The following is a 26761-nucleotide window of genomic DNA, read 5'->3' as shown; positions in this document are numbered from 1 at the left end:
CGGCAAGGGACTGAACGGCAGGTCAGGGCCGGGAACGCCGTATTACGGCATGTAAACCTGGCTTTGGCCGCTGCGGCGCGGTGAGACTGAACTGAGCCCGGCCCAGGCCAAGAATGATTTTATCCTCGGCCCGGTGCATCCGCCCTAGCTCACGCAGGCCGGGCCACCTGCATGCCGCCATGAAGAAGTTCGCTGGGAAGACTGAAGATGAAATAAGGATTGAGCGACGGCAGCGCACTCACAGCGTCGAGGCGCGCCCGCTGATCCTCCGTCATCTCCAGCGACAGAGCGGTAAGGTTGCCTTTCAGTTGCTCCGGTCGGCTCGCCCCCAGAAGAAGCGAGGTCACGCCGCGTTGGCCCAGCACCCAGGCCAGGGCAACCTGCACCATCGGCACCTCGAGCTCGGCGGCGATGTCGCGAACGACGTCCACGATGTCAAAGTTCCGCTCGGTGAACAGCATTCCGCCATATGGGTTTGCCCCGTTCAGACGTTCCCGCGGCTGATCCTCGGCAGTGTCGGCTGCATTGGGCACCGTGGCGCCTTCGGATGCGGCGGCGAGCTTTTCCCGGCCGTACTTCCCGGTCAGCAGCCCGCCACCCAGCGGGCTCCACGGCATCATTCCAAGGCCGAATTCGCGGGCCATGGGCATCAGGTCCAACTCAACCCCGCGCTCCACCAGAGACCAGGCGTATTGCAGGCCGATGGGCCCGGGCAGGCCGTGTGCCGCGGCCAGCGTGGCGATCTTGGCCACATACCAGGAAGGCGCGTTCGAGAAGCCGTAGTAGAGGATCTCGCCCCGCGCGACAGCATCGGCGAGAGTGCGCAGCACTTCCTCCGCCGGGGTCAACTGATCCCAGACATGGACCCAAAAGAGGTCGATCCGGTCCACGCCCAGCCGTTTCAGCGACCCTTCGATGCCGAGGCGGATGTTGTAGGCGCCATTGCCCGCGTGCATCGGCGTGCCTTCGGACCGCGAAAAGCCCGCCTTGGTCGAGATCACCAGCCGGTCGCGCATGCCGCTGTCCTTCAGGAAACGGCCCAGCATCCTTTCGCTTTCTCCACCGCTGTAGACATCGGCGGTGTCGATCAGGTTGCCGCCTGCCTCGACATAGGTGTCAAAGATCGCGCGGGCGGTCGGCTCGTCAGTGCCCCAGCGACCTGCGCCAAAGGTCATGGTGCCAAGCGCCAGAGGGCTGACGATGAGGCCGGAGCGGCCGAAGGGTCGGTAATCGGTCATGTGCATGGTGTTCTCCTTTGTCGCGGCAAAGGTAAGAGGCTGTACCGTCGCGGATTAGATGGTACCTGTGCCATGAGCCTGTGAGGAAATTTCAACAATGGCGCGAATGCCGCTCAATGATCTGGCCGCCTTCGCCGCGGTCGCCCGCACGCGCAGCTTCACCGCGGCGGCTGCGGAACTGGGCGTATCCCCCTCTGCCCTCAGCCATGCGATGCGGGGTCTGGAAGAACGCCTCGGAGTCCGTCTTCTGGCGCGCTCGACACGCTCCGTCGCCCCTACAGAGGCGGGAACGTCCCTTCTGGATCGCCTCGGCCCGGCCTTGGCAGAGATCGACGCCGGCTTGGGGGACCTTGCCGCCTTTCGTGACGAGCCCGAGGGGATCGTCCGGATCACCACCTTTCACTGGATCGCGCAGACCTTTCTGGCGCGGCGATTGCCTGCGTTTCTGACGGCGCATCCTGGCATCACCGTGCAGGTCACCGTGGACGACAAGCTGCAGGACATCGTCGCGGATGGCTTCGACGCTGGGCTGCGGTTTGGCGAGGACGTCGAAAAAGACATGATCGCTGTGCGTGTCGGCCCGCCGCTGCGGCATCTCGTCGTGGCAACGCCAGACTATTGGACGCGCCATGGCCGCCCGGCGCAGCCACGCGACCTGAGTGAGCATCCTTGCGTTGCTTACCACAAGCTGAGCAGCGGGGGCATCGCGCCCTGGGAGTTCGAGAAGGACGGGCGCGAGCTGCGGCAAAGGGTGGAGGGGCCGCTGATCTGCAATTCCTCGGATCTTGCGCTGTCGCTCGTTCGACAAGGTGGCTGCGTCAGTCTCCACATGGAGGAAGACGTGGCCGCGGACCTTAGCGCGGGCCGTCTGGAAGCGGTGCTGGAGGATTGGACGCCGCCCTTTGACGGCGTTCATCTCTACCACCCCAGCCGCCGACAAAGCCCGCCCGCACTGCGCGCCCTGATTGATTTCCTGAAAGGGTAGCGAGGCGGACCTGTCGGGGCTGTGCCGATCGGAGGTCCGCTTAAAGCAGGACTTGCTGCCTGGATCACGGCGCGCAATCGACTGGGTGAAGGTCCGCACTGCGGACTTCGGAGCGTTGGAAATGCTGCGCCGAGACCCGAACGGCCTCTTAGATGAAGCCGCGCCGCTGCGCGCACCAGGCCAGCGAATGTCCGGTCAGGGCAGAGTTTTACTGCCCTGTCGCCATGTGGGCGCACACATCTTCGCGCCAGTAAATTCTGCTCAAATCGTGTGGCATCGCCAAGAGCGCTACTTCTGCATTTCTAAGCTTCATAGCCAAAGCGCCCTGTGGGCGCTGAGCGACGTCGGCAAGCTCGCCCAAAGATATAAAGGTTCCTTGGAACTGCATCAGACTACCAGCGGTAACTACGATCGTCCCTCGTCGGTAGAGCTCTGAAGCATCAGCACCGTGCAGCAATCCGTTTTCAACCAGGTATCCCACCGTCTTTGCGGTGACTCGTAGCTCCTGTGCGACTGCGCTGATGGAGAGATGGGCCTCACCCGCCGCTTCTTCAGCGTCGGCACCATGCGCCTCGCCAGCTACGCTTGCACCAGAGCCCTTACGAGCTGGGAAGAACTTCTTCTCGCGCTCGTACGCCGCAAGCATTCGCTGCGTCACGAAGCCCATCGGAACAATGGTGCCATCAGCCTGGCACTGAGCGAGGCCGCGGCGTACCAAGTCCTCTGCGTTGCGCTTGGCGAAGCCCTTGAGCGGAAATGGCTTCTGCGCGTTCAACGCAGCCTTTCCCTCCGACGGCACCCCAAGCACCAGCACTCCCCTTCTGACAGAGAAATGGTCGAAGACGTGCCGCCGCACGACGTCACGCAGGGGTTCGAATTCGTCACCGAGGCTCCGGCTTTTCAGCCATGAGGTCCAGGGGCCGAAAAGCCGACCGAAAAAACGCCCATCCACGCCCTCCTCACGCGCCATCGCCGCGAGGCACTCTGAGAGGGCCACACGGCCATCTTTCAGAACGTCGTAGCCAATGGCGCCGAAATTCATCCAGTCGGCCTCTCTGTGCCCCGCCAGCGAAGCGTCTGGCCCCTTGGCGATGCGCAGCCCCAGCACCTCACACGCGCGGGACACCACATTGAGCTCGAGACGGTCGATCCATCGATCGCCCCGCCCTTTCAGGATGCGGTCGGTGAGGTACTGCTCGAAAGGGCTGTGGCCTGCGGGGATCATCGGCTGATCCAAGATCCACCCGTAGTGCTTCCGAAGCTGCGCCGAAAAATCCCTGGCATCTTTGCTAAACTTCTCTGGCGGGAGGGTCACGAGCATACAGCCATGCTCGGGGCAGCTTTTGATCGACGAGAATTTCCACTGCAGGCGGCGCGGAACACGCCACGATTCAGCTGCAGACGGCGACTCCGCCCTTACACACTCGGGACAGACACGGACACGCAAGCGTTGAAAGCTCTGGAGGGAGGCAAATTCGTCTCGCAGTCGGAAATGCCCTTTTCCGAGGTGGCGGACTGACACCCACTCCAACGCAGCCGCATCGCACCCCGCCAGCTGCGCCAATTGCTCGATCGCGACCTTCTCCCCGCGGAACAGGGGATCGATCGGAAAGGCAATGTCGCCACAAAATCGCTGCATGGAGCTTGCGCCGCCCCTCGCCGCGAGTCGGGACAGCAAAGACGATGCCGGCTCGAAAGCGGCATGCGGCACGGTCAGCGGCAACTGAGGAAAGGTATTTCCGGGGATGGCAGGGAGGCTCTTGGCCAAACGAGACTTCCGGGATCAGACAAAGGCAGGAATGTCCTGACCTTACGATCGCGAGCTCAACTGGGCAACGCCACTCCGCATTCTGGAAGTTCCGCCTGCGGGGTCAGGCATCTGACATGAAAGTCAGTTTTGCCTGACACCCCACAGGAGGGAAGTGGCGGACCGAGGAGGATTCGAACCCCCGACCCCTTGATTCGTAGTCAAGTACTCTATCCAGCTGAGCTATCGGTCCGTCTGCGGCGGGGTTTAGAGTTTGTGCGGAGGATACGCAAGAGAGATTTTCGAAAAACTTCCAAACTTACCCTAAGTCACCCGTAGGAAGGCGAATTTCGAAGCAAGTGCCATGCTCGTCGGAGCGCAGGAGCTGCAGTTTTCCGCCGTGATTCCGCACCAGCTCCGCAACGATGGCGAGACCGAGTCCCGCGCCGCCCTTGCGTGCGCCGCCCTGAAACGGCTGGAACAGGTGATCGCGCGCTTTTGGCGGCAGGCCGGGGCCCGTGTCGGTCACCTCGATCACCCAATCCTCGTCCTCGGCGCGGGCGGACACGGCAATTTCGCCCTCCTCACCCGAGCCGGTGATCGCCTGACGGGCGTTGCGCACCAGATTCGCGATGGCGCGATAAATCTGCTCGGGGTCGCCGCGCACCTGCATCGACGCGGGAATATCCTCCGACAGGCTGACCTCATGGTCGCCGATCGCCAGCCGCTCGGCCTCGAGCACCTCGCTCACCAGTTCGGCGAGGTTGAAATGGGTCAGCAGCGGCGCGGGCTCCTCTGCCTTACCAAAGGCCAGCGTGGTCTCGCACAGCGACACGGCGCGGGTGATCGAACTGACCAGCTTGGGCGCCATACGCTTGACCGTGGGGTCTTCGGACATCTCGATGCGGTCGGTGAACAGCTGCGCAGAGCTTAGGATATTGCGCAGGTCGTGACTGACCCGCGCCACGGCCCCGCCAAGCTGCGCCAGCCGCTCTTTCTGACGCAGCGACTGCGAAAGCTGCGTCTCCAGAGATTTCAGCGCTTCCTCGGCTTCGCGAATCTCGCGCACTCCGGCGGTGGGCCTGATGATCCGGCGCGCATCCTCGGGGTCTTCGGCGTAGCGCTGCATGTGGCCGACCACGCCCTTGATCGGCTTCATCAGCAGCGCCCGCACCGCGAGGAACAGCAGCACCGCCGTGACGATCGACATCATCGCCGAGAACAGCAGCACGCGCAGGCCGAACTCGATCATCGCCGTGCGCAGCGGCGCGCTGTCCATGGTGACCTCGATCAGCTCGCCGCCATCGTCCTTGGGATAGCCCAGCACGCGGATCAACTGCGGCGTCGTATCGGCCAGCGTCACCAGCGCGTCTTTCATCAGAATCAGCGGACCGGCCTCGCGCAGATCAAAGCTGGCATCGACAGACCCGGGCATCGGCGAGGACAACGCCAGCTCGCGCCGCTCGTCGCGCTGCAACACCACGTTGTAGACCCCGGCGTTTTCCAGAAGCTCTGCCTCCAGTTCCGGCGCCAGCACGTCATCGGCCAGAAGCGCCAGAGAGGCGATCTGCGCCCGTTCGAGGTGGTCGTTGAGATAATCTTGCCGGAATCGCGCCACCGAGGGCACGAAGATCAGCACTTCGGCCAACATCACGAACACCGTCGTGAGCACTAGGAAGCGGCCGGAGAGCGAATTGAACATGGAGTGCAGTCTTTGGCCTTCTGGGGCGGTCAGGGAAGCAGACGCTGAACTGTTCGTGTAACAGCCTTGACCGTGCGGTTTTCAAACAATCTGGGTGTGAAATAGGTTCCGGCAACCCGTTTGTTAAGCTCCCCCATCGTCGGATAGGGCGCGACCATGCCTGCCAACTGACTGATTTTCACGCCTGACGAGAGCGCCAGCGCCCAAGTGGAGATCAGATCCCCCGCTTGCGCGGCGACAATACTGGCCCCCACCGGGCGGCCTTTGTGGACCATCACCTTGATCAGTCCGACCGTCTCGCGCTCAGCAATCGCACGGTCATTGTGCTGCATGGCCTCGCGCAGCACCTCCAGCTTGTCGCCGTAGCGCTGACGCGCCTCCACCTCTGTCAGCCCCACATGCGCCAGCTCCGGCTTTGTGTAGGTGGCGCGCGGGATATGGCTGTCGCTGGCCTTGGCTGGCAGGCCGAAAAGCGCCGAGCGGATGACGATGCCCGCGTGATAGCCCGCCACATGGGTGAACTGCAGCCCGCCCGCCGCGTCGCCAATGGCGTAGACCTTGCGATTGCTCGTCCGCAGGCCGACATCCACCGCGATGCCGGTCTTGCTGGTCTCGATGCCCGCGACATCCAGCCCAAGCCCGTCGGTATTCGCCCGGCGTCCCGCCGCCACCAGAAGATGCGAGCCGGTGAGTCGCTTGCCGCTCTGCAAGAGCAGTTCGATGGCGCCACCGTCGCGGCGCGCTTCGCTCACGGTCTCGCCTTCGAGAATCGTCACCCCCTCGCTGCGCATGTGGTCGAGCACGATGGCCGCCATCTCGGGATCCTCGCGCCCCAGCGCCTTTGCCCCCTCGACCACGGTGACCTGCGCCCCGAGCCGTCGGAAGGCCTGCGCCATCTCCATGCCGATCGGACCACCGCCGAGGATCAGCAGGTGAGAAGGCAGCTCGTCGATGTCCCAGAGCGTCTCATTGGTGAGATAGGGCACATCCTCGAGCCCCTGCACCGGCGGCACGAAGGGCGAAGAGCCGGTGGCCAGCACAATGCGCCGCGCGCGGATGCGGTGAGCCCCTGCCTCGACCTCGCGCTCGGAGATAAACCGCGCGTGCGCACGGATGACCCGCACGCCCAGCCCCTCGAACCGCTCCTGCGAATCGACGGGGGCGATGCGCGCGATGGTCTGCCGCAGGTGCGCGCGCACGCGCAGCCAGTCCACACGCGCCGGGTCCACATCCACCCCGAAGGCCGCCGCCTGCCCCGGCGCATGCACCTGCGCGGCCGCAGCGATCAGCGCTTTGGACGGCACGCACCCGTAGTTGAGGCAATCGCCCCCCATCTCGCCGCGCTCGACGAGCACCACCTTGGCCCCCATCTGCACCGCGCCCGCGGCCACCGACAGCCCGCCGGACCCGGCACCGATGATCAACAGGTCTGTCTTGATCTCTTCCATGGCACTCATACTCCCTTGCGCGCGCGCCATGCGCGCAGAACGATGGGCAAGGCTGCCAGCGCGGCGAGACCAAGCAGCGGCCCGATGACCTGCGGTGCCCACAACAGGCTGAGATCCGGCGTCTCACCCCGGTCGAAGACCGAGCCCACGCCAACCCCGATCGAGGTGAAGACCAGCGCGCCGGGGATGATTCCCAACGCCGTGGTCCAAGCAAAATTGCCGAGCCCCACGCCCACCAGAGCGGGCAGAAGGTTGGCAACGAAAAAGGGCACCGCCGGCACCAGCCGCAGCAGCAGCAGCACGCTGATCTCATTTTCACGCAGGGCATCGCGCAGCCGCCGGATGCGCCCCTCAGAGGCGTCCAGTTTCGCCGCGAGCGTCTGCCCCAGCCCCGCCCGCGCCGCGAGAAAGATAGCGATGGCGCCGAGGCTGGCGGCGATCACGTTAAAGGCCGTGCCCGCCCAGAGCCCGAAGAGGAACCCACCGGTCACCGAGGCCACCGCCGCTCCGGGCAGCGAGAACGCCACGATGGTCACATAGGCGGCGACGAATCCCCCAGCCATCAGCAGATAGTTCTGATCCCGCAGCGCCAGCAGCGCCGCACGATTCTCGGCCAAGGTCTCGAAACTGATGTAGTCACGCAGGGTCACCGCGCCGATCACCGCCACTAATGCGATAAGCGCGAGCGGAAGGTGGCGCCAAGGGCGCGCGGCTGAGCTGTCACGGGTCTGCTTCGGATCTGTCATGTCCCTAGAATGGCGTTTAGAATCCTCCGCGCACAGCCCGATCACGCCGCCTTGATCGGCGGTGACGTCGGCGGCGGGCTTTCCCCTGCCCCCGCGCACCATGATACACCCCCGAAAGGGCCCGCGCAGGAAATGTTGCGACGCGCATAGGATAGAGGTTTGACACGCGGCCCGGTCATGCCTATAGCACGGGCCTCGAATGACCCGGCCCAGCGAATCCGCTTTGGGCCGTCTGTGATGTAAGCTCATGCTGTCAGCGACTGGCACCTCGGGCAAGCGCCGCAGGCAGCAATGAGACCATTATGTGAGACAGGCCTCGAGAGAGGCCCGACCAGACGGAGAAGAGCGCGATGAAACGCACCTTTCAGCCTTCGAACCTCGTTCGCAAGCGCCGCCACGGCTTCCGGGCCCGGATGGCGACCAAAGCCGGCCGCGCGATCCTGAACGCGCGCCGCGGCCGCGGCCGCGGCCGCAAGAAGCTCAGCGCCTGAGCCGAGCGCTCTGCCCATGGCGGAGCGGAAGCACAAGACACCGGCCAAGGCCGCTTCGGGACAGACCGAAGCGGCCTTTGCGCTTGGCGTCCGTGCGAATGGTTCAGACGCGGCCCCAGACATGAGCAGTCCTGCCAAGGACAGCGACACGCCCAAGCTCGAGGTCCTGCGCAAGCGCAGCGATTTCCTCGCGGCGGCGCGTGCGCGACGCCAGCCGGTGTCGTCCTTCCTGTTGCAGGCACGCTATCGCGATGACGGCACCCCCGGCATCCGCGTCGGGTTCACCTGCTCGAAAAAAGTCGGCAATGCCGTCGCCCGCAACCGCGCCAAGCGCCGACTGCGCGAGATTGCGCGGCTGAACCTGCCGCAGCTGGGCAAGCCGGGCTGGGACTACGTGCTGATCGGACGCGCGGGCGCCACCGCCGAGCGCGATTTTGCGGCGCTGCAGGACGATCTGGGCTACGCGCTGCGCCGAATCCACGACGCCTCTGGCCCCAAGCCCCCTCGCAAGCCGCGCCAAAAGAGCGAGGCATGAGCCCGCTCGCCCATATCGCTGCCCTGCCCGTGCGCGCCTACCGGCTGGTGTTTTCGCCTTGGGTTGGCCATGGCTGCCGCTTCCAGCCGACCTGCTCGGCCTACGCCATGGAAGCCCTCGAAAAGCACGGCGCGTTCAAGGGCTCTTATCTGGCGATTCGCCGCATTCTGCGCTGCCACCCGCTGGGCGGGTCCGGCATCGACAACGTACCCGACTGAGGCCGCCCATGTTCGACGATGACGCCGACGACATCCACCCGCTGTTCTACGGCGCTCCGAAGAGCACCGAGTTCAAGAAGCTGCGCAAGCGCATCGTGCAGAACACCCGCGAGGCGGTGGAACACTACGGCATGATCGAGCGGCGCGAGGACGGCACCATGCCCAAATGGCTGGTCTGTCTCTCGGGCGGCAAGGACAGCTACACGCTGCTGGCGGTGCTGCACGAGCTGAAATGGCGCGGCCTGCTGCCGGTCGAGATCCTCGCCTGCAACCTCGATCAGGGCCAGCCGGGCTTTCCGGCGACGGTGCTGCCCGAGTTCCTCGAAAAGATGCAGGTGCCGCACCGGATCGAGTATCAGGACACCTATTCGGTGGTGATGGACAAGGTCCCGCAGGGCCGCACCTATTGCGCGCTCTGCTCGCGCCTGCGCCGTGGCAACCTCTACCGGATCGCGCGTGAGGAAGGCTGCTCGGCGGTCGTGCTGGGCCATCACCGCGACGATATTCTCGAGACCTTCTTCATGAACCTCTTCCACGGTGGGCGCCTCGCGACCATGCCGCCGAAGCTGGTCAACGAAGAGGGCGATCTCTTTGTCTACCGCCCGCTGGCGCATGTGGCCGAGGTGGATTGCGAGAAATTCGCCAAGGCGATGAACTACCCGATCATTCCCTGCGACCTTTGCGGCTCGCAGGACGGGCTGCAGCGCCAGCAGGTGAAGCAGATCCTCGACGGTTGGGAAAAGAACTCGCCCGGTCGCCGTCAGGTGATGTTCAAGGCGCTGACCAACATTCGCCCGTCGCACATGATGGACCCCAAGCTCTTCGACTTCGCCGGGCTGATGCGCGACATGAACAAGCGCGCACCCGATGCAGACGACGGAATTCCCGACCTGCGTTAAGCGAAGCCTTACTCTCTTGCGCTAGGCCTGTCCCCGTCTCTGAAGATGCAGGGGGCGGGCCATGCCGCCGGATATCACTCATAAGATCGCCTATCTCCGCAGCGCGCTGCAGCGCTGGTCGCTTGGGCCGCATATGCTGGCCTTCATCCCGGCGCTGTCGCTGGCGGGCTACTGGCTGGGCGGGGAATTGGCGCTTCTCGGTGTCGCGCTGACCCTGCCGCTGGTCTATGGGCTGGTCTGCAGCACGGAAGCGGCGCAGCGACACCCGGCACGGCGCCGCCCCGGGCAGGATCTTGTCAGCATGGCCGCCGCGCAGGATTTCGCGCAGCACAGTTTTGAACAGGCGCGCGCCGCCGAGATGCACACCGCCTGTCTGCTCTTCGAGGCGGAAGGGATAGAAACAATCTCGCGCCGCATGGGCGAGGATGTGGCCGAAACCCTGCGCGTGCTCCTGCTGCGGCGCCTGCGTCAGGCGCTGCGCCCCGAAGACACCGCCATGCGGATCGGCGATTCCCGGTTCATGGTGCTGATCGCCCCCGGGCTGCGGCTGGATCTCGAGGCGCTGATCGCCCTTTCCGACCGCCTCCAGCGCATCCTCGAAGAACCGGCCGTGACTGACAGTGGGCTACATTATCTCTCTGTGGCCATAGGGTTTTGCGGCTCGGCACGGCTACGCCCGGGCGCCGATGGCGCGGATATGCTCGACTGTGCGCAAGCCGCGCTGCGCGAGGCTTCGGACAATGCGCCATCTGCGATCCGCGCGTGGAGCGAAGGCATGCGCTCGGAGCGGCGTGCCCGCACCGAACTGCTGACCGAGGTCGAGGCGGCGCTCGCAAAAGGGCAGATACAGCCTTGGTATCAGCCGCAATTGTGCACCTCGACCGGCGAGATCAGCGGCGTCGAAGCGCTGGTGCGCTGGATACACCCGCAGCGGGGCATCATCCCCCCGGCCCAGTTCCTAGAGGCCCTGCACGAGTCGGGGCGTATGGACCAACTTACCGAAACCGTCCTTCACCACGGGCTGACGGCCCTCAGGGAATGGGACGCTCAAGGGGTGTCGATCCCTCGCCTCAGCATCAATTTCTCGGATGTGGAATTGCGCAACCCGCGTCTTGTCGACCGGCTGAAATGGGATCTCGACCGGTTCGGCCTGCCCCCAACGCGGCTGGGAATCGAGGTGCTTGAAACCGTGATCGCCGAAAGCCCCGAGGGCATCATCCCGCGCAACATCATGGAGCTATCGCGGCTTGGCTGCCGGATCGATCTCGATGATTTCGGCACCGGCCACGCCTCCATCGCAACTTTGCGCCGTCTCACCGTGCATCGGCTCAAGATCGACCGCAGCTTCGTGGCGCGGGTTGACCGGAGCGAAGACCAGCGCCGGATGATGGCCGCCGTGCTGGGCCTCGCGGACCGTCTGGGTCTCGAGACTGTGGCAGAGGGCGTGGAAAGCAGCGGCGAACACGCGCTTCTGGCCCAGCTTGGCTGCGATCATGCGCAGGGCTTTGGCATCGCGCGGCCCATGCCCGCCGCGCAACTGGCCGATTGGGCGATGGCGCATACAGAGCGTATCGCCGCGGCGCAAAAGCTGGGGCGCGGCCCCGCCTGAGCGCCCTCCGGCGGCCCTGCGTCCACCACAAAAACGGCTACTTGGCCCCCGCAACCCTCGGCGGCGCTTTGCCCCGAGCGGACAGGATGCCCCGGATAACGCCACGCTCCATCACTGGAATAAGTCACAAAGCCCCTTGCAGGGTATGAATCAGCTTGACCTTTGGGGGTCCGCCCTGTTGAACCCGGCTTTGACTTTCCAAGGACAGGTGGCAGTCTCTCGCATGGACAATCAGAACAAGAATCTGCTCATCGCAACGGCGCTGAGCTTCGTCGTGATCCTCGTCTGGTTCCTGCTCTTCCCCCCGCCGGAAGCGCCGGTTGACGAGACCGCCCAGACCACCGAGCAGACCGTCGAGTCCGCCGAGGGCGTGAGCACCCCCGCCGCAAACGGCAGCGCGCAGACCGCGCCCGCCGCTGGCACCTCGGCTCCGGCCGAGGCGACCGTCGACACCGCGCGCGTCGACATCGACTCCCCGGCGTTTGTCGGCTCGATCGCCCTCACCGGCGGCCGGATCGACGATCTGAGCCTGCGCAACTACCACGAAACCAATGACGAGAGCTCGCCGGTGGTGAAGCTGCTCGAGCCCGTGGGCAGCGCAAACCCCTATTACGCCGTTTACGGCTGGGCGCCCGGCAACGGGCTGCAGTCTGGCGACGTGCCCGGCCCGAACACCGAGTGGACCGTCGAAGATGGCGAGACGCTCGGCGCGGACAGCCCGGTCACCCTGCGCTGGGACAGCCCCTCGGGCCTGATCTTCCGCCGCACCTTCGCGGTCGATGAGCAGTTCATGTTCGATGTCACCCAGTCGGTCGAGAACCCCACCGACGCCGAGGTGGCCGCCGCGCCCTACGGCATTCTCGCCCGTCATGGCGAGCCCTCCGATCTCAAGAACTTCTTCGTGCTGCACGAAGGCGCCATTGCGATGACCGACGGCACGCTCGCCGAGAACAAGTATAAGAAAATCCGCGACTTTGATCCCAGCGCAGACGCGAGCACCCTCGCAGAGACCTATCAGGTCTCGGACAGCGGCTGGATCGGTTTCACCGAGCACTACTGGGAAACCGTGCTGATCCCCGACAATGGCACCAGCTACCGTCAGGCGATCAAATATAACGAAGCGCGTGACATCTATCAGGCCGAAGTGGTCATGCCGACGCAGACCATCGCGCCGGGCGCCACCGCCGAGGTCTCGACCCGCATGTTCTCGGGCGCCAAGGTCTGGGAGATCATCAACGAGTATCAGGATCAGGGCGTCGACCGTTTCGTCGACAGCATCGACTGGGGCTGGTTCTTCTTCCTGACCAAGCCGATCTTCTGGCTGCTGCACCACATCCACCAGCTGATCGGCAACATGGGTCTGTCGATCATCGGCCTGACCATCCTGCTGAAAGCGATCCTCTTCCCGCTGGCGTATAAATCCTACGTCTCGATGGCGAAGATGAAGGAACTGCAGCCGCAGATGGAAGAGATGAAGAAGAAGGCGGGCGACGACCGCCAGAAGCTTCAGCAAGAGATGATGGCGCTCTACAAGCGCGAGAAGGTCAACCCGGCCTCGGGCTGCCTGCCGATCCTGCTGCAGATCCCGATCTTCTTCTCGCTCTATAAGGTGATCTTCGTCGCGTTCGAACTGCGGCACGCGCCCTTCTTCGGCCCGTTCCAAGACCTTTCGGCGCCCGATCCCACCTCGCTCTACAACCTGTTCGGCCTGCTGCCTTGGGCGGCGCCCGAGCCGGGCACGACGCTGGCGATGATCTTCATCGGTATCCTGCCGATCCTGCTGGGCATCTCGATGTTCCTGCAGCAGAAGCTGAACCCGGCGCCCGCCGACCCGGCGCAGAAGATGATCTTTGCGTGGATGCCTTGGGTGTTCATGTTCATGCTCGGCGGCTTCGCCTCGGGTCTGGTGCTCTACTGGATCACCAACAACACGATCACCTTCACCCAGCAGTACATCATCATGCGCAGCCATGGGGCGAAGCCTGACGTGTTCGGCAACATCAAATCCGGCTTCAAGCGTAAGCCCAAGGACGCGAAGTCGGACGGAAAATGAGCGCAAGCGTCACCCAGATCTGGCGCCACCCGATCAAGGCCCATGGCCGCGAGGCGCTGGATCGGGTGACGCTCACCGCTCACCACTGCCTGCCCTTCGACAGGGCTTGGGCGGTGGCGCATGAGAACTCTGCTGTCGACGGGTCCGAATGGGCCCGTTGCGGCAATTTCAGCCGGGGCGCCAAGGCGCCCCAGCTCATGGCGATCAGCGCCGAGCTGAACGAGGCGGCGGGCACCATCACCCTGCACCACCCGGACCGCCCCGATCTGACCATCAATCCCGACCGCGACGGCGATGCCTTCCTAAACTGGGTCCGCCCGCTGATGCCCGAAGACCGGGCGCAATCGGCGCGGCTGGTTCGGGCGCAGGCGCGCGGCATGACCGACGCTCCCTTTCCGTCGATCACCCTGTGCAACATGGCCTCGCACCGCGCGGTCGAAGCGCAGATGGGTCAGCCGCTGTCGATCCACCGCTGGCGCGGCAACATCTGGCTGGATGGGCTGGCGCCGTGGCAGGAGTTCGACTGGGTTGGCCGACAGGTGAAGATCGGCTCTGCGATCTTCACCGTGCGCGAACGCACCGGCCGCTGCGCCGCCACCACCGCAAACCCCGAGACAGGCCAGCGCGATGCGGATACGCTGGGCGCGCTGCGGCACTGGGGGCATACTGATTTCTCGGTGCAGGCCGAAGTGACGACAGGCGGCGAGATCGCCCTGGACGACGAGGTAACTCTGCTGTGACGACCCCCCTTCCCTTTCCCATCGCCGAAGACCCCGATGACGCCACCCGCGAGGCGGCGCGCAAGGCCTTTGCCGGTGACGTGCAATTCCTCAAGGGCGTGGTCGCCATGGATGGGCTGCCGCCCGACGACCGCCCCGAGGTCTGCTTTGCCGGGCGTTCCAACGTCGGCAAGTCGAGCCTGATCAACGCCCTCACTGGTCGCAAGGGCATTGCCCGCGCGTCGAACACGCCGGGCCGGACGCAGGAGATCAACTTCTTCACGCTGAACGAGAGCCATTATCTCGTCGACCTTCCGGGCTATGGCTTTGCCAATGCCCCTGTTGCGGTGGTCGAGAAATGGCAGCGCCTGCTGAAGCAGTATCTTTCTGGCCGTGTCTCGCTGCGCCGCGCCTTCGTGCTGATCGATGCGCGCCACGGCGTGAAGGCGGTGGACGAAGAGATCATGGATCTGCTCGACAAATCCGCCGTGACCTTTCAGGCCGTGCTGACCAAGACCGACAAGCTCAAGGCCAAGGACCTCGACAAGATCCTGAGCCAAGTGCGCGAGAAATTGTCGAAACACCCCGCCGCCTACCCCGAAATCGTGCTCACCAGCTCTGAAAAGGGCGAAGGGATTCCGACACTTCGCGCGATCATCCACGGACTTTCTTGAGATTCCCCTTCGCAAATCCTGACGCAGGGTCTAGTTCTCTGCGGGACGAGAGACGTTTCCCGCATCGAGGATGCACCACAAGATGAAGAAGCAGACGATGAACCGAGACTGGATCACCACCGCCCGCACCCTCAACGAAGCCCTGCCGTACCTGCAGCGCTATACGGGCGCGATCGTGGTGGTGAAGTTCGGCGGCAATGCCATGGGCGACACCGACGCCATGGCAGAGTTCGCCCGGGACATCGTGCTGATGCGTCAGGTCGGGGTGAACCCGGTTGTGGTGCACGGCGGCGGCCCGATGATCAACGACATGCTGGCCAAGCTGAACATCAAATCCGAGTTCAAACGCGGCAAGCGGGTCACCGATCAGGCCACCGTCGAAGTGGTCGAGATGGTGCTCACCGGCCTCGTGAACAAGCGCATCGTGCAGGCGATCATGGATGAGGGCGGACGTGCCGTCGGCCTTTCGGGCAAAGACGATGATCTCATCGTCTGCGAGGCGGACGATCCCGAACTGGGCTTTGTCGGCCGCCCGGTGGAGTGCAACGTGCAGGTGCTGCACGATCTCTTCAAGGCCGGGATCATCCCTGTCGTGGCACCCGTCGCCACCGGCATGGATTATCTCGAGACCTTCAACGTCAATGGCGACACCGCCGCGGGCGCGCTTGCCGGGGCGCTGAAGGCCGATCGCCTGCTGCTGCTGACTGATGTATCTGGCGTGAAGAACAAGGCGGGCGAAGTGGTCACGCAGATGACCCCCGAGGATGTCCGCGCAATGACCGAGGATGGCACCATCGCCGGCGGCATGATCCCCAAGACCGAGACCGCGCTGAAAGCGGTCGAGGAAGGCGTGCGCGCGGTGGTCATCCTCGACGGGCGGGTGCCCAACGCCTGCCTGCTGGAGCTTTTCACCGAGCATGGCGCAGGCTCGCTGATCCGCCGCGCCGATCTGGAACCGGTGCGCCCGCGCGAGTGACCCTCGCAAGGATCGCCGAGGCAGCGCGGGCCGAGGGGCTGGCGCTGCGCGGCGCGTTCCATCCATCACAGGGCGACGGCGCGCCGGATCGCTGCGGCACGCTGGTCCTGCTGGGACCAGACGAGCCGCGCTTCTGGCCGATCTTCTCGGGTTCTCCCGAATACCGTGACCGCACTCCCGACTCGATGGACCGCTGGTCCAAGCGGGTCGTCGGCGCACTGGCGCAGAGGTTTGGCGGGGCGGCGATCTTTCCCTCCGACGGGCCGCCCTACCCGTCGTTCCTGAACTGGGCAAAGGCCAGCGGCTCCGCCTCCACCGCGCCGCCGGGCATGCTCGTCCACACCGAGGCGGGGCTGCTGATCAGCTACCGCGGCGCCATCGCCCTGCGCGAACGCCTCGCCCTGCCTGATGCCCCCTCAGAAAGCCCCTGTGCGCCCTGCGCGAGGCCCTGTGTCGGGGCTTGCCCCGTCGGCGCGCTTGGTGATGGCACGCCCTATGACGTGCCCGCCTGCCAAGCCCATCTGCGCAGCGACGAGGGCGCTGAATGCCGCATCCACGGCTGCCTCGTGCGCCGCGCCTGCCCGCTGTCCTCGGCCCTGCAGCGCCAGCCCGAACAGGCGGCTTTCCACATGGCGAGCTTCATGGGAAACTGGCATGAGGCGGAGGGACCATCATGAAACGGCTCATTCTCATGCGGCATGCCAAGTCCGACTGGTCGGTGGGCACGCCGGATCACGCGCGCCCGCTCAATGACCGCGGACGGCGCAGCGCCGAAGCGCTTGGCGACTGGCTGCGCGCCGAAGACATCCTTCCCGATCAGGTGCTTTGCTCATCGGCGGCGCGGACACGCGAAACGCTCGACCTGCTGCATCTCGGCGAGTTGCCCACACGCTTCGAAGACCGGCTCTATCTTGCGGGCCCTTCGGCGCTGCTCAAGAGCCTGCAGGCCGCCACTGGAACCACCGTGCTGATGCTCGCGCATAACCCCGGCATCTGCGATTTTGCCAATGCCGTTGTGTCGCGCGGCCCCAACCACCCGCGATTCGCCGACTACCCGACGGGCGCAACATTGGTGGCGGATTTCGACATCGACGAGTGGGCGGATGCGCGTTTGGGCAAGGCGACGAGCCACGCCTTCACCATTCCGCGCGAATTGGTCTGACCCTGCACGCGGGCCCCACGCGGGCCAAGGACAGTCCCGAACAATGCGTCTGAAAATAAAGTGGCGCCCGCGATCCCCCTCCCAAAGGACCACGAGCGCCCCTGTAGCCGGTCACGGTTTGAAGGGACCATTCGAAAGGTCCGGGTCAGCCATATCAGATCGCGCATCCTCCCACGCAACGATCCGAACGCGGGCGACACTCGGACGACCTTTCGCGGATCGTCCCCTCATGAAACCGGCACAGATTGCATCCGGTCAGAGACCGGAGGAGCCGCCGTGCGACTCCGTGTCACAGAACGTAACACAAATGATAAAAAAACGAGCCCCAAATTTAATGGGACTCGCTGAAATAATGCAGATTTTTTAGGCGTTAGTGCCCAAGGATCTGGCTAAGGAACAACTTCGTGCGCTCGTGCTGCGGATTGTTGAAGAATTCCTCGGGCTCGTTCTGTTCGACGATCTGTCCGGCGTCCATGAAGATGACCCGATTCGCCACCTGACGGGCGAATCCCATCTCGTGCGTGACGCAGAGCATGGTCATTCCCTCTTCGGCCAGTTCGACCATCGTATCGAGCACTTCCTTGATCATCTCCGGGTCGAGCGCCGAGGTGGGCTCGTCGAACAGCATGATCCGCGGCTTCATGCACAGCGAGCGGGCGATGGCCACACGCTGCTGCTGGCCCCCCGAAAGCTGGCCGGGATATTTGTTGGCCTGCTCGGGAATCTTCACCTTCTCGAGGAAGTGCATCGCCGTTTCTTCGGCCTGTTTCTTGGGGATCTTGCGAACCCAGATCGGCGCCAGCGTGCAGTTCTCGAGGATGGTCAGATGCGGGAAGAGGTTGAAGTGCTGGAAGCACATGCCTACCTCGGAGCGGATCTTGTCGATGTTCTTGAGGTCCGAGCTCAGCTCGATCCCGTCGACCATGATGCTGCCCGCCTGATGCTCTTCAAGACGGTTGATGCAGCGGATCATCGTCGATTTGCCCGAGCCCGAAGGCCCGGCGATGACGATCCGTTCGCCGCGATAGACGGTCAGATCGATGTCACGCAGCACGTGGAAGGTCCCGTACCACTTGTTCATCTTCGTGATCTGAATGGCCACCTCATCGGAGACCTTCATCTGGCTGCGATCGACTTCGCGTGTTGCAAGTTCAGACATTGGAGGTCTCCTTAGCGGTGCTCTCGGCGGAGCTTTTTCTCGAGGAAGAGCGAATAGCGGCCCATGCTGAAGCAGAAGATGAAGAAGCACAGACCGATAAAGACGAAGAGTTCCCAGTAGACACCGTTCCAGTCGGTGGTCGCCCGGATCGAGTTGGACAGGCCGATGGGGTCCAGCAGGCCGATGAAGACGACCAGCGTGGTATCCTTGAACAGACCGATGAAGGTGTTCACGATCCCCGGGATCGAGATCTTCAGGGCCTGCGGCAGGATGATCAGCCGCATGGATTTCCAGTAGTCCAGACCCAGCGCATCCGCGGCCTCATACTGCCCTTTGGGAAGGGCGGCGAGACCACCGCGGACCACCTCGGCGATATAGGCGGCCGAGAACAGGGTGACCATGATGATGACGCGCAGCATCAGGTCAAAGTTGGTGCCCGGCGGCAGGAAGTAGTTCAGCAGCAGCGAAGCGGTGAACAGCCAGACGATCAGCGGCACGCCGCGGATGATCTCGATGAAGGCCACCGAACATTTGTTGATGATGAACATGTCCGACTGACGCCCCAGCGCCAGCAGGATGCCCAGCGGCAGCGACAGCACGATGCCCGACACGCCGATGATCATCGCCAGCATGAAGCCGCCCATGTTCTGCGTCGGGACGCTCTGCAGCGCCAGTGGCACCACCGAGGCCAGCGCCCCGGTCAGCGGCCCGGCCACGAAGAGCCAGTAGAGCACCGGAACGATGATCGTCAGGATGACCGAGACAAGAGAGCCAAGCTTCGGCGCGGCGAACTTCATGATCGCCCAGCCGATGACGAAGCCGAGGATGGCCGCGATCGGCCCCCAGAGCGATCCACCCCAGAGCAGCCAGAACAGCACGAAGGGCGCAAGAGCTGTCACCCAGAGCGCCTTGCGCGGCACCGAGCTGAACAGCACCGGCGCGACCGCCGCGAGGAAGATCAGGAAGGCGAGGATCGGGCGCCAGTAGAGGTCTTTGGGGTAGAAGCCAAAGATCAGCTGCGGCCAGCGCTCGGCCAGCACCGCCCAACAGGCCACCGACGCATCGGCCCCGTAGATCTCGTCACGGATCGCCCGGCATTCGCTGAGGCTCGAGGCATCCCAGATCCCGCGCAGGGCCCAAGGCAGCAGGTGGCTCAGGGCGGCATAGATGACCCAGAGCGAGAGCACGGTGAGCAGGATGTTGAGCCAGCCGGAGAACAGGTTCTCGCGGATCCATTTCACCGCACCGACCTGCGTCAGCGGCGGGTCCTGCTGGTCGAGCATCGTATCGCGGACATAGGCGACGGTTTGTGCGTGTGTATCGCTCATGTCACCGCTCCTTCAGCTTCACGGAGGAGTTGTAGATGTTCATCACGCCCGAGATCAGCAGGCTCAGCACCAGATAGAACAGGCCCAGCAGCAACATGCCTTCAAGCTCGCGGCCGGTCTGGTTGATGGTGATGCCGCCCAAGGTCGAGCGCACGTCCATGTAGCCCACGGCGATGGCGAGCGAGCTGTTCTTGGTCAGGTTGAGGAACTGCGAGATCAGCGGCGGGATGATCACCCGCAGCGCCTGCGGCAGGATCACGAGGTTCATCGTGGTGCCCGGACGCAGACCCAGCGCATAGGCGGCCTCGGTCTGGCCTTTCGAGATGGCGAGGATACCGCCACGCACGATCTCGGCGATGAACGCGCCGGTGTAGAGCGACAGCGCCAGCCACAGGGCGATCAGCGAGTTGCGCAGATGCACGCCGCCGTCGAAGTTGAAGCCGCCCAGTTCAGGCTTGTCGAGAGACGCGCCCAGCAGGAGCAGCACCACGATCACCGGCACAAGCACCGAGGCGATCTGGAAAGGCAGCGTCATGGGGCGTTTGCCGGTTGCTTCCTGAATATGGGTCGCGCGCGTGCCAAGCACTTTGGCACCGACACCCCCGGCGATCAGTACGGCGAGGATCAGCAGCCAGTCCCAGACCGAAGAGGTGGGGATGACCTCTCCGCCCTCACCTGCCTCAGCGCCACCCGAGGCGTCTGCGGCGGTGGAGGTGGCGTCATTGTTCTGACCGGTCTGCACACCGGCCCCGCCGGTGGCGATGCGGCTGGCGCCATAGGTTCCGGCCATATTGGTGCTCGGGCTCGCGGCTGCGGCGGGCGCGGGCGCTTCGGGCGCGGCAACCTCATTGCCCCCCAGCGAGCGGCTGAACACCACGTTCGGGATATAGACCCCGCGGTTGGTAATCGCGACGCTCTCGCCCAGAATCATCGAAGATCCGTCTTCGCCGCGGAAGTCCCGCGGTGTCGGCATGGATTCGGTCATCAGCGCGAAGATCAGCACGATCCACAGCAGCAGCGGCACGTTGCGGAAGCCTTCCACGTAGACCGCAGTCAGACGCGAGACGACCCAGTTGTTCGACAGGCGCAGAACGCCCGCGATCACCCCCAGCACGGTGGCGAGGGCACAGCCCAGCACGGCCACCAGCAGGGTGTTCAGAATGCCCACCAGCGCCGCACGTCCGTGGGACATCTGGTTGTTGTAGTCGATGAGCTGCTGGTTGATGTCATAACCCGCAGGCTGGCCGAGGAAACCGAAGTCGAAATCCTTGCCCAATGCCTCGAGGTTATGGATCGTGTTCGAAATCAGCCACGACAGCAAAAGCGCAATCAGGATCATTGCCACCACCTGGATGGTCATCGATCGATAGCGCGTGTCGAAAATGAGCTGACTCAGCCGGAAGCCTCGCTCCGGCGGATCCGTCATGGTCGCCATAAATGTCTCCCCGGACATTTGCTGTGTGGGTTACCGCAGCGGTTGATCCGCCGTCCGTCCCCTCACGCAAACGCGATGTTTTTCTTGTTTAGGTGGAAAGGGGCGCAGGTTTCCCTGCGCCCCTCGCCTTAGTCGATCTTAGCGGAACGGCGGGCTGTAGAGCAGGCCACCTTCGGTCCACTGCGCGTTCAGGCCGCGCGACAGGCCGATCGGGGTTGCTTCGCCGATGTTCTTCTCGAAGATCTCGCCGTAGTTGCCGGCTGCCATGATGGCGCGCTTGGCCCATTCTGCGTCGAGGCCGAGCATCGCGCCCAGTTCACCTTCGGTGCCGAGCAGACGGTTGATCTCGGGGTTGTTCGTCGGAGCCGAGGACAGCTCTGCGATGTTTGCCGAGGTCACGCCGTATTCTTCAGCGGCGACCAGCGCGTTCAGGGTCCAGCGGGCGATGTCGCCCCACTCGCTGTCGCCATGGCGAACCAGCGGGCCGAGCGGCTCTTTCGAGATGATTTCCGGCAGGATCACGTGATCGCCCGGGTTCTCGAAGGTTGCGCGGGTCGCTGCGAGGCCCGAAGCGTCGGTGGTGTAGACGTCACAGGCGCCAGCCAGATACTGCTGCTGCGCTTCGGCGTTGGTCTCGATCGGAACCGGCTCGTAGCTGATGTTGTTGGCGCGGAAGAAGTCCGCGAGGTTCAGCTCGGTGGTGGTGCCGGTCTGGATGCAGACGGTGGCGCCATCGAGTTCTTTGGCCGAAGCCACACCCAGCGACTTCGGAGCCATGAAGCCCTGACCGTCGTAGTAGTTCACACCGACGAATTCGAACTTCAGGTCGACATCCCGCGAGAAGGTCCAGGTGGTGTTACGCGCCAGAACGTCGATCTCGCCCGAGGCCAGCGCGGTAAAGCGGGTCTGACCGGTGGTCTGGGTGAAGGCAACCTTCATCGGGTCGCCCAGAACGGCTGCGGCGAGCGCGCGGCAGTACGCCACGTCGAAACCCTGCCACACGTTGTTTGCATCGGGTGCCGAGAAACCGGCCAGACCCGTCGACACACCGCACTTCAGCTCCCCGGCCGCTTTCACGTCGTCCAGGGTCGCAGCACCTGCAGCGCCAGCCACGAAGGCGGCAGCCGTCAGAGCGCCCAGAGTTACGGTTTTTTTCATGTTAACCTCTTCCTGTTGCCCGGCCCCTTGTGGACCGGCTCTTGATCCTTGCTGGATCGGTTTGTGCAGCCAGGGGCTCCCTCCCTGTGCTGGGGGGAGTTTGGGAGGAAACTTTCGGCAAGGTCAAGCCGGTGCGGCGCGAAAAAGGCATGCAAATGCCTGCATCTTACGCAACGATTCTGGAAGAGATATACGTTTAGGCAGTACCGCAGAGGGCAAAGAAGCGGTGCGCGTGCAGAAAGGCATCGCGTTTGATCTCAGCGGCTTCCGTGGCCTCTTCGTCCTCGCCCCAGAGTTCCGCCTGAAAGCTCTCGTCCAGCCGCGACAGCGCCCAGATTTCCTCGGCGTCATGCTCTTTGCCGGTGGCGGCGAATCCCAGCACCAGCGAGCCGGTGAGCGCCACGAGATCGTGGAAGGCGGCCAATTCGAACGGGCTGAGCGCATGGGTACGCTCGCGCAGAACCCGCAGCGCGGGCTCGGGCTGCGACGCATGCATCAGCCCCTGCCGCGTTTCGAGCCGCGCGCCAAGCTCGCGCTCGGCCCAGTCGAGCAGCGGGTCCCATTGCGCCTGCTGGCGCTGGACCAGCATGTCGGGGCTGTCGGCGCGGTAGCACAGCAGATCGCTGTCGCCGTATTCCGCCAGCATGTCCGCCACATCCGCGTGCTGCGTCGCCACCTTGTCGATGGCGCTGTTGGCGGTGCGGGTGAACGGCATGGTCGAGGGGTCGATCTTCTCGTCCTGCGCGCGCCATTCCTCGGCCATGGCCTCGGCGATGGCCCGGCTCGGCACCACCAGCGCGGCCTTGCCCGGCGTGCGCAGCGGGCGCCCGTCGAGATGCACGGTGAAACCGCCCTCGGCCTCTTCGACCGTGGCGTCCTTGTAGAAGCGGCGGGGGGCCCATTCGCTCATGCGGCTTGGCTCCAGAGTTGGTCCAGCAGCGCCGGAAGCGCGCGGATATCGTCGATGATGCTGCGCGCCGAGGCAAGGCGCGCGCGGTCGTGATAGCCCCAGCTGACGCCAATCCCGTGGATCCCGGCAGCGGCGGCCATGTCCATGTCAAAGCTCGTGTCGCCCAGCATCACCGCATCGCGGGCATCCACGCCCGCCTCGGCGAGCGCCGCCTGCAGCATGGCCGGATGCGGCTTTGACGGGTGATCGTCGGCGCATTGCTGGGTGACAAAGAGGTTGCGGATGCCGTGCCCGTCGACCAGCTTGTCGAGCCCGCGGCGCGACTTGCCGGTGGCGATGCCAAGCAGCCATTCGGGCCGCGCGTGCAGCGCCTCCAGCATCTCGTGCACATGCGGATAGAGCGGCGAGCTGACCGGCGTGCCCGATTGCGCGCGCAGGCGCATGTAGGTGGCCTTGTAGCCCTCGACCATCGCCTCGACGGTGCGCGCATCGGCCTGCGGTGCCAGTTGCGCCACGGCCACCGGCAGCGACAGGCCGACGATGCCGAGAATCTCTTCGCGGCTCGGCGTCTCGATCCCGACCTCGGCAAAAGCGCCGCGCATCGACGCGAGAATATCCGCCTGACTGTCGACCAGCGTGCCGTCGACGTCGAAGATGATCAGTTTCAGGTCCATCGCTCAGTGCAGCTCTTCGAAGGGATCGTCCGCCGCCAGATCCTCGGTCCAGCCGAAGGTCTCCCAGCTTTGCGTCATATGCTCGGGCAGAGGCGCAGTGACGGTGACCGGCTTCTTGGTCACCGGGTGCAGGAAGGTCATCGAGCGGGCGTGCAGATGCAGCTTCTTCGAGATGATGCCGCCCAGTTGCGCGCCCCAGCCATCGCCGAGGTTTTCCTGACCGGAGCCGCCATATTTGCCATCGCCAATGATCGGATGGCCGATCTCGGCCATATGCGCACGCAGCTGGTGGGTGCGCCCGGTCACCGGCTCCATCGCCACCCAGCTTGCCCGCCCCGCGACCCGGTAGAGAGTGGCATAGAGCGTATGGGCGCGCTTGGCGCCGGGCGTGCTGTCGATCTCGCGCGGGTGGATGGCGCGCATCTTCTCGCCCTCGCCGCCCTTGCCATGGCCACCAGCCTTCACCAGCCCGTATTTGATCTCGCCGAGATAGGGCGTGGGCACACCGGCCACCAGCGCCCAGTAGATCTTGCGCGTTTCCTTGTGGCGGATCGCGGCGGTGAGCGCCTGCGCCATCTCGCGGGTGCGCGCCAGCAGCAGCACGCCCGAGGTGTCCTTGTCGAGCCGGTGCACAAGGCGCGGCTTTTCTTCGAAGCCGAACTTCAGCGCTTCCGCCAGCCCATCCACATGGCGTGTCTGCTTGCTGCCGCCCTGCGTCGGCATCCCCGGCGGCTTGTTCAGGGCGATGATGTGATCGTCCTTCCACAGCACGCAGGACTGGATCAGCTTGCTGTCGGCCTCCGAGACCTTCGGCTTTGCCGGGGCGGTCTTGGCCATTTCCTCGGGCTCGGGCAGCGGCGGCACGCGCACCTGATTGCCCACCGCGAGGCGGGTCGAGGCTTTCACCCGGCCACCATCCACGCGAATCTCGCCCTTGCGGCACATCTTCTCGATGCGGCCCTGCGGCACATGCGGAAAGTGGCGCTTCATCCAGCGGTCGAGGCGCTGATCGCCATCGCCCGGCCCCACGGTCACGGTCTGTACTCGGCTCATGCGAAGAAACTCCTGGTGATCAGCAGGCCGGCAAAAAGCGCTGCAAGCGAGACAGCCACTGAGACCGCCACATAGGCCCCGGCGACGGCCACGTCGCCGCGCTCATAAAGCGTTGCGAAGTCGAGGGAAAACGCGGAAAACGTGGTAAAGCCTCCAAGCACGCCGGTCATCAGGAAGGGCGCGAAACGGTTGGCCGAAAGATTGCCCAGCAGCACCACGATGACGCCCATGGCAAAGGAGCCGACGATGTTCACCGTCAGCGTGCCCCATGGGAATCCCTTGCCAAGCAGGCGCGCCATGGCAAGCCCGGTGAGATAGCGCCCGCTGGCACCCAGCGCTCCGCCGAGCGCGACCTGTAAAACCGTGAGGATCATAGGGCGGAAATGTCCTGCGACTGGGGAATTGTCAAGTTTCCGCGCCGCTAAGCATAGGGGGGGCTCTGCCCCCTCGGCGCTGCGCGCCTCACCCCCGGGATATTTCAGCCTAGACGAAGGTCAGGGGTTTCGCTCGCGGCGCAGCTTTTCGAAATAGTCGACGCGCTTTTTCAGGTCGCGCTCGAAGCCGCGTTCGACCGGCGCGTAGTAGCTGCCGCGGTCCATGGCCTCGGGGAAGTAATCCTGCCCCGAAAACCCATCCTCGGCGTCATGGTCATAGGCATATCCGCTGCCATAGCCCTGATCCTTCATCATCGCGGTCGGCGCGTTGAGGATATGCTTGGGCGGCATCAGTGAGCCGGTGCGCTTGGCGGCGCTTCTGGCGGCCTTATAGGCCACATACGCAGCATTGGATTTGGGGGCCAGCGCGAGGTAGATCACCGCCTGCGCCAGCGCCAGTTCGCCCTCGGGGCTGCCCAGCCGCTCGTAGGTCTGCCAGCTGTCGATGCAGATCGCCTGCGCCTGAGGATCGGCCAGACCGATGTCCTCGACCGCCATGCGGGTCAGGCGCCGGGCAAGAAAGCGCGGGTCCTCGCCGCCCTCCAGCATCCGCGCGAACCAGTAGAGCGCGGCATCCGGGTCCGAGCCGCGCACCGCCTTATGCAGTGCCGAAATGAGGTTGTAATGGCCATCGCCGCTCTTGTCGTATTGCGCGGCGCGGCGCATGAGCCGGGCCGAGAGCGCCTCGGGGGCCAGCGGCGCATCGACCTTCCACGCCATGATCTGCTCGATGAGGTTGAGCAGCGCGCGGCCATCGCCATCGGCCATCTCGAGGAGCGCGGCGCGCGCGGCAGCATCGAGCGGCAGGCTGCGGTCCAATTCCCGCTCGGCGCGCTGCGCGAGACTCTCGAGATCGGCAAGGCCCAGCCGCTCGAGCACCAGCACCTGCGCGCGCGACAGGAGCGCGGCGTTGAGCTCGAAGCTGGGGTTCTCGGTGGTGGCCCCCACAAGCAGGATGGTGCCATCTTCCATATGCGGCAGGAAGCCGTCCTGCTGCGCCTTGTTGAACCGGTGAATCTCGTCAACGAAGAGCAGCGTGCCCTGCCCGTTGGCGTGGCGGTGGCGCGCCGCCTCGAACACTTTGCGCAGCTCGGGCACACCGCTGAAGATCGCGCTGATCTGCACGAAATGCAGGTCCGTGGCATCGGCCAGCAGCCGCGCGATGGTGGTCTTGCCCACCCCCGGCGGCCCCCAGAAGATCAGGCTGGAGAGCGCCCCCGACGCCAGCATCACCCCAAGTGGCGCCTCGGGGCCGAGCACCTGTTGCTGGCCGATCACCTCGCCCAGCGCCTTGGGGCGCAGGCGGTCCGCCAGCGGGCGCGGGCCGGACTGTGCGGGCGTCGCAGCCCCGGAGGGGTCGTCGAATAGATCGGCCATCTGTGTCGGCCCCTCCCATGGCCCTGTTCAG

At 64.7% G+C, this 26761-nt stretch carries 26 protein-coding genes and 1 tRNA gene; 12 read left to right on the top strand and 15 right to left on the bottom strand.

All coding sequences use genetic code 11. From position 1 onward, the window contains the following. Positions 1 to 149 precede the first annotated feature (149 nt). Positions 150 to 1244: an aldo/keto reductase gene (locus G0A00_RS21930; RefSeq protein ID WP_164184412.1), complete on the bottom strand. Its 1095-nt coding sequence runs from the start codon at positions 1242 to 1244 to the stop codon at positions 150 to 152. A 91-nt stretch (positions 1245 to 1335) separates the two neighbouring features. On the opposite strand from G0A00_RS21930, the gene G0A00_RS21925 reads away from it, so the two are divergent. Continuing rightward, the gene (locus G0A00_RS21925) at positions 1336 to 2223 is read left to right on the top strand and encodes a LysR family transcriptional regulator (RefSeq protein WP_164184413.1); all 888 of its coding nucleotides are present in this window, start codon (positions 1336 to 1338) and stop codon (positions 2221 to 2223) included. 208 nt (positions 2224 to 2431) lie between these two features. Here G0A00_RS21925 and G0A00_RS21920 read toward each other — a convergent pair whose 3' ends face one another. The 5 genes from G0A00_RS21920 to G0A00_RS21900 all read right to left on the bottom strand — a co-directional run bounded on the left by G0A00_RS21920 (position 2432) and on the right by G0A00_RS21900 (position 7866). Beyond that, complete coding sequence (locus G0A00_RS21920) at positions 2432 to 3991, bottom strand: TniQ family protein (protein ID WP_235953267.1); 1560 nt, start codon at positions 3989 to 3991, stop codon at positions 2432 to 2434. Between the two features lie 155 nt (positions 3992 to 4146). Further along, positions 4147 to 4223 (bottom strand) — tRNA-Arg (locus tag G0A00_RS21915). 66 nt (positions 4224 to 4289) lie between these two features. After that, on the bottom strand, positions 4290 to 5672 hold the full coding sequence (locus tag G0A00_RS21910) for a HAMP domain-containing sensor histidine kinase (protein ID WP_164184414.1): 1383 nt from the start codon (positions 5670 to 5672) through the stop codon (positions 4290 to 4292). 29 nt (positions 5673 to 5701) lie between these two features. Next, positions 5702 to 7120: an NAD(P)/FAD-dependent oxidoreductase gene (locus G0A00_RS21905; protein ID WP_164184415.1), complete on the bottom strand. Its 1419-nt coding sequence runs from the start codon at positions 7118 to 7120 to the stop codon at positions 5702 to 5704. Positions 7121 to 7125: 5 nt separating this feature from the next. Then, positions 7126 to 7866 (bottom strand): TVP38/TMEM64 family protein, encoded by a 741-nt coding sequence (locus G0A00_RS21900; RefSeq protein WP_164184416.1) that lies wholly within the window; start codon positions 7864 to 7866, stop codon positions 7126 to 7128. 350 nt (positions 7867 to 8216) lie between these two features. Between G0A00_RS21900 and rpmH the strand changes: the two genes are divergently transcribed. From rpmH to G0A00_RS21845, 11 genes are all read left to right on the top strand, one after another. Beyond that, positions 8217 to 8357, top strand: a complete 141-nt coding sequence (gene rpmH, locus G0A00_RS21895) for a 50S ribosomal protein L34 (RefSeq protein ID WP_164184417.1) — start codon at positions 8217 to 8219, stop codon at positions 8355 to 8357. A gap of 121 nt (positions 8358 to 8478) precedes the next feature. Beyond that, positions 8479 to 8892, top strand: coding sequence for a ribonuclease P protein component (rnpA, locus tag G0A00_RS21890; RefSeq protein WP_164184418.1), 414 nt, complete (start codon positions 8479 to 8481; stop codon positions 8890 to 8892). Further along, positions 8889 to 9110: a membrane protein insertion efficiency factor YidD gene (yidD, locus tag G0A00_RS21885; RefSeq protein ID WP_066102662.1), complete on the top strand. Its 222-nt coding sequence runs from the start codon at positions 8889 to 8891 to the stop codon at positions 9108 to 9110. The genes rnpA and yidD overlap by 4 nt, the downstream gene beginning before the upstream one ends. An 8-nt stretch (positions 9111 to 9118) precedes the next feature. Next, complete coding sequence (gene ttcA, locus G0A00_RS21880) at positions 9119 to 10009, top strand: tRNA 2-thiocytidine(32) synthetase TtcA (RefSeq protein WP_066102664.1); 891 nt, start codon at positions 9119 to 9121, stop codon at positions 10007 to 10009. A gap of 61 nt (positions 10010 to 10070) precedes the next feature. Beyond that, positions 10071 to 11618, top strand: coding sequence for a bifunctional diguanylate cyclase/phosphodiesterase (locus G0A00_RS21875; protein WP_235953268.1), 1548 nt, complete (start codon positions 10071 to 10073; stop codon positions 11616 to 11618). A 223-nt stretch (positions 11619 to 11841) separates the two neighbouring features. Continuing rightward, positions 11842 to 13671 carry a membrane protein insertase YidC gene (gene yidC, locus G0A00_RS21870; RefSeq protein ID WP_164184419.1) on the top strand — a complete coding sequence of 610 codons (1830 nt, stop codon included), beginning with the start codon at positions 11842 to 11844 and terminating at the stop codon, positions 13669 to 13671. Then, the gene (locus G0A00_RS21865) at positions 13668 to 14411 is read left to right on the top strand and encodes an MOSC domain-containing protein (protein ID WP_164184420.1); all 744 of its coding nucleotides are present in this window, start codon (positions 13668 to 13670) and stop codon (positions 14409 to 14411) included. Before yidC ends, G0A00_RS21865 begins: the two co-directional genes overlap by 4 nt. Further along, on the top strand, positions 14408 to 15064 hold the full coding sequence (gene yihA, locus G0A00_RS21860; protein ID WP_164184421.1) for a ribosome biogenesis GTP-binding protein YihA/YsxC: 657 nt from the start codon (positions 14408 to 14410) through the stop codon (positions 15062 to 15064). Before G0A00_RS21865 ends, yihA begins: the two co-directional genes overlap by 4 nt. Positions 15065 to 15146: 82 nt before the next feature. Next, positions 15147 to 16040: an acetylglutamate kinase gene (gene argB / locus G0A00_RS21855; RefSeq protein ID WP_066102678.1), complete on the top strand. Its 894-nt coding sequence runs from the start codon at positions 15147 to 15149 to the stop codon at positions 16038 to 16040. Continuing rightward, positions 16037 to 16717, top strand: coding sequence for a ferredoxin (locus G0A00_RS21850; RefSeq protein ID WP_164184422.1), 681 nt, complete (start codon positions 16037 to 16039; stop codon positions 16715 to 16717). Before argB ends, G0A00_RS21850 begins: the two co-directional genes overlap by 4 nt. Beyond that, a complete protein-coding gene (locus G0A00_RS21845; protein ID WP_164184423.1) occupies positions 16714 to 17202 on the top strand; it encodes a histidine phosphatase family protein in 489 nt (162 codons plus the stop codon). The genes G0A00_RS21850 and G0A00_RS21845 overlap by 4 nt, the downstream gene beginning before the upstream one ends. 370 nt (positions 17203 to 17572) lie before the next feature. Here G0A00_RS21845 and G0A00_RS21840 read toward each other — a convergent pair whose 3' ends face one another. The 9 genes from G0A00_RS21840 to G0A00_RS21800 all read right to left on the bottom strand — a co-directional run bounded on the left by G0A00_RS21840 (position 17573) and on the right by G0A00_RS21800 (position 26730). After that, positions 17573 to 18361 (bottom strand): amino acid ABC transporter ATP-binding protein, encoded by a 789-nt coding sequence (locus tag G0A00_RS21840; protein ID WP_164184424.1) that lies wholly within the window; start codon positions 18359 to 18361, stop codon positions 17573 to 17575. Positions 18362 to 18372: 11 nt separating this feature from the next. Continuing rightward, positions 18373 to 19689 carry an amino acid ABC transporter permease gene (locus G0A00_RS21835; protein WP_164184425.1) on the bottom strand — a complete coding sequence of 439 codons (1317 nt, stop codon included), beginning with the start codon at positions 19687 to 19689 and terminating at the stop codon, positions 18373 to 18375. 1 nt (position 19690) lies between these two features. Next, the gene (locus G0A00_RS21830) at positions 19691 to 21124 is read right to left on the bottom strand and encodes an amino acid ABC transporter permease (protein WP_066102692.1); all 1434 of its coding nucleotides are present in this window, start codon (positions 21122 to 21124) and stop codon (positions 19691 to 19693) included. A 138-nt stretch (positions 21125 to 21262) separates the two neighbouring features. Next, positions 21263 to 22282, bottom strand: a complete 1020-nt coding sequence (locus G0A00_RS21825; protein ID WP_164184426.1) for an amino acid ABC transporter substrate-binding protein — start codon at positions 22280 to 22282, stop codon at positions 21263 to 21265. A 196-nt stretch (positions 22283 to 22478) separates the two neighbouring features. Continuing rightward, positions 22479 to 23192, bottom strand: coding sequence for an ATP12 family chaperone protein (locus G0A00_RS21820; RefSeq protein ID WP_164184427.1), 714 nt, complete (start codon positions 23190 to 23192; stop codon positions 22479 to 22481). Further along, positions 23189 to 23866, bottom strand: a complete 678-nt coding sequence (locus G0A00_RS21815; RefSeq protein WP_164184428.1) for an HAD-IA family hydrolase — start codon at positions 23864 to 23866, stop codon at positions 23189 to 23191. Before G0A00_RS21815 ends, G0A00_RS21820 begins: the two co-directional genes overlap by 4 nt. A 3-nt stretch (positions 23867 to 23869) precedes the next feature. Then, positions 23870 to 24919 carry an RluA family pseudouridine synthase gene (locus G0A00_RS21810; protein ID WP_066102704.1) on the bottom strand — a complete coding sequence of 350 codons (1050 nt, stop codon included), beginning with the start codon at positions 24917 to 24919 and terminating at the stop codon, positions 23870 to 23872. Further along, entirely contained in the window at positions 24916 to 25293 is a 378-nt protein-coding gene (gene crcB / locus G0A00_RS21805) for a fluoride efflux transporter CrcB (RefSeq protein WP_164184429.1), read from the bottom strand. The genes G0A00_RS21810 and crcB overlap by 4 nt, the downstream gene beginning before the upstream one ends. A 120-nt stretch (positions 25294 to 25413) precedes the next feature. Then, positions 25414 to 26730: a replication-associated recombination protein A gene (locus G0A00_RS21800; protein ID WP_164184430.1), complete on the bottom strand. Its 1317-nt coding sequence runs from the start codon at positions 26728 to 26730 to the stop codon at positions 25414 to 25416. Positions 26731 to 26761 lie beyond the last annotated feature (31 nt).

This window comes from Salipiger sp. PrR002 (assembly GCF_010500775.1).
Taxonomy (GTDB): Bacteria; Pseudomonadota; Alphaproteobacteria; order Rhodobacterales; family Rhodobacteraceae; genus Salipiger.
The sequence above is the reverse complement of the archived record's forward strand: the minus strand, read 5'-3'. Positions and strand labels throughout refer to the sequence as shown.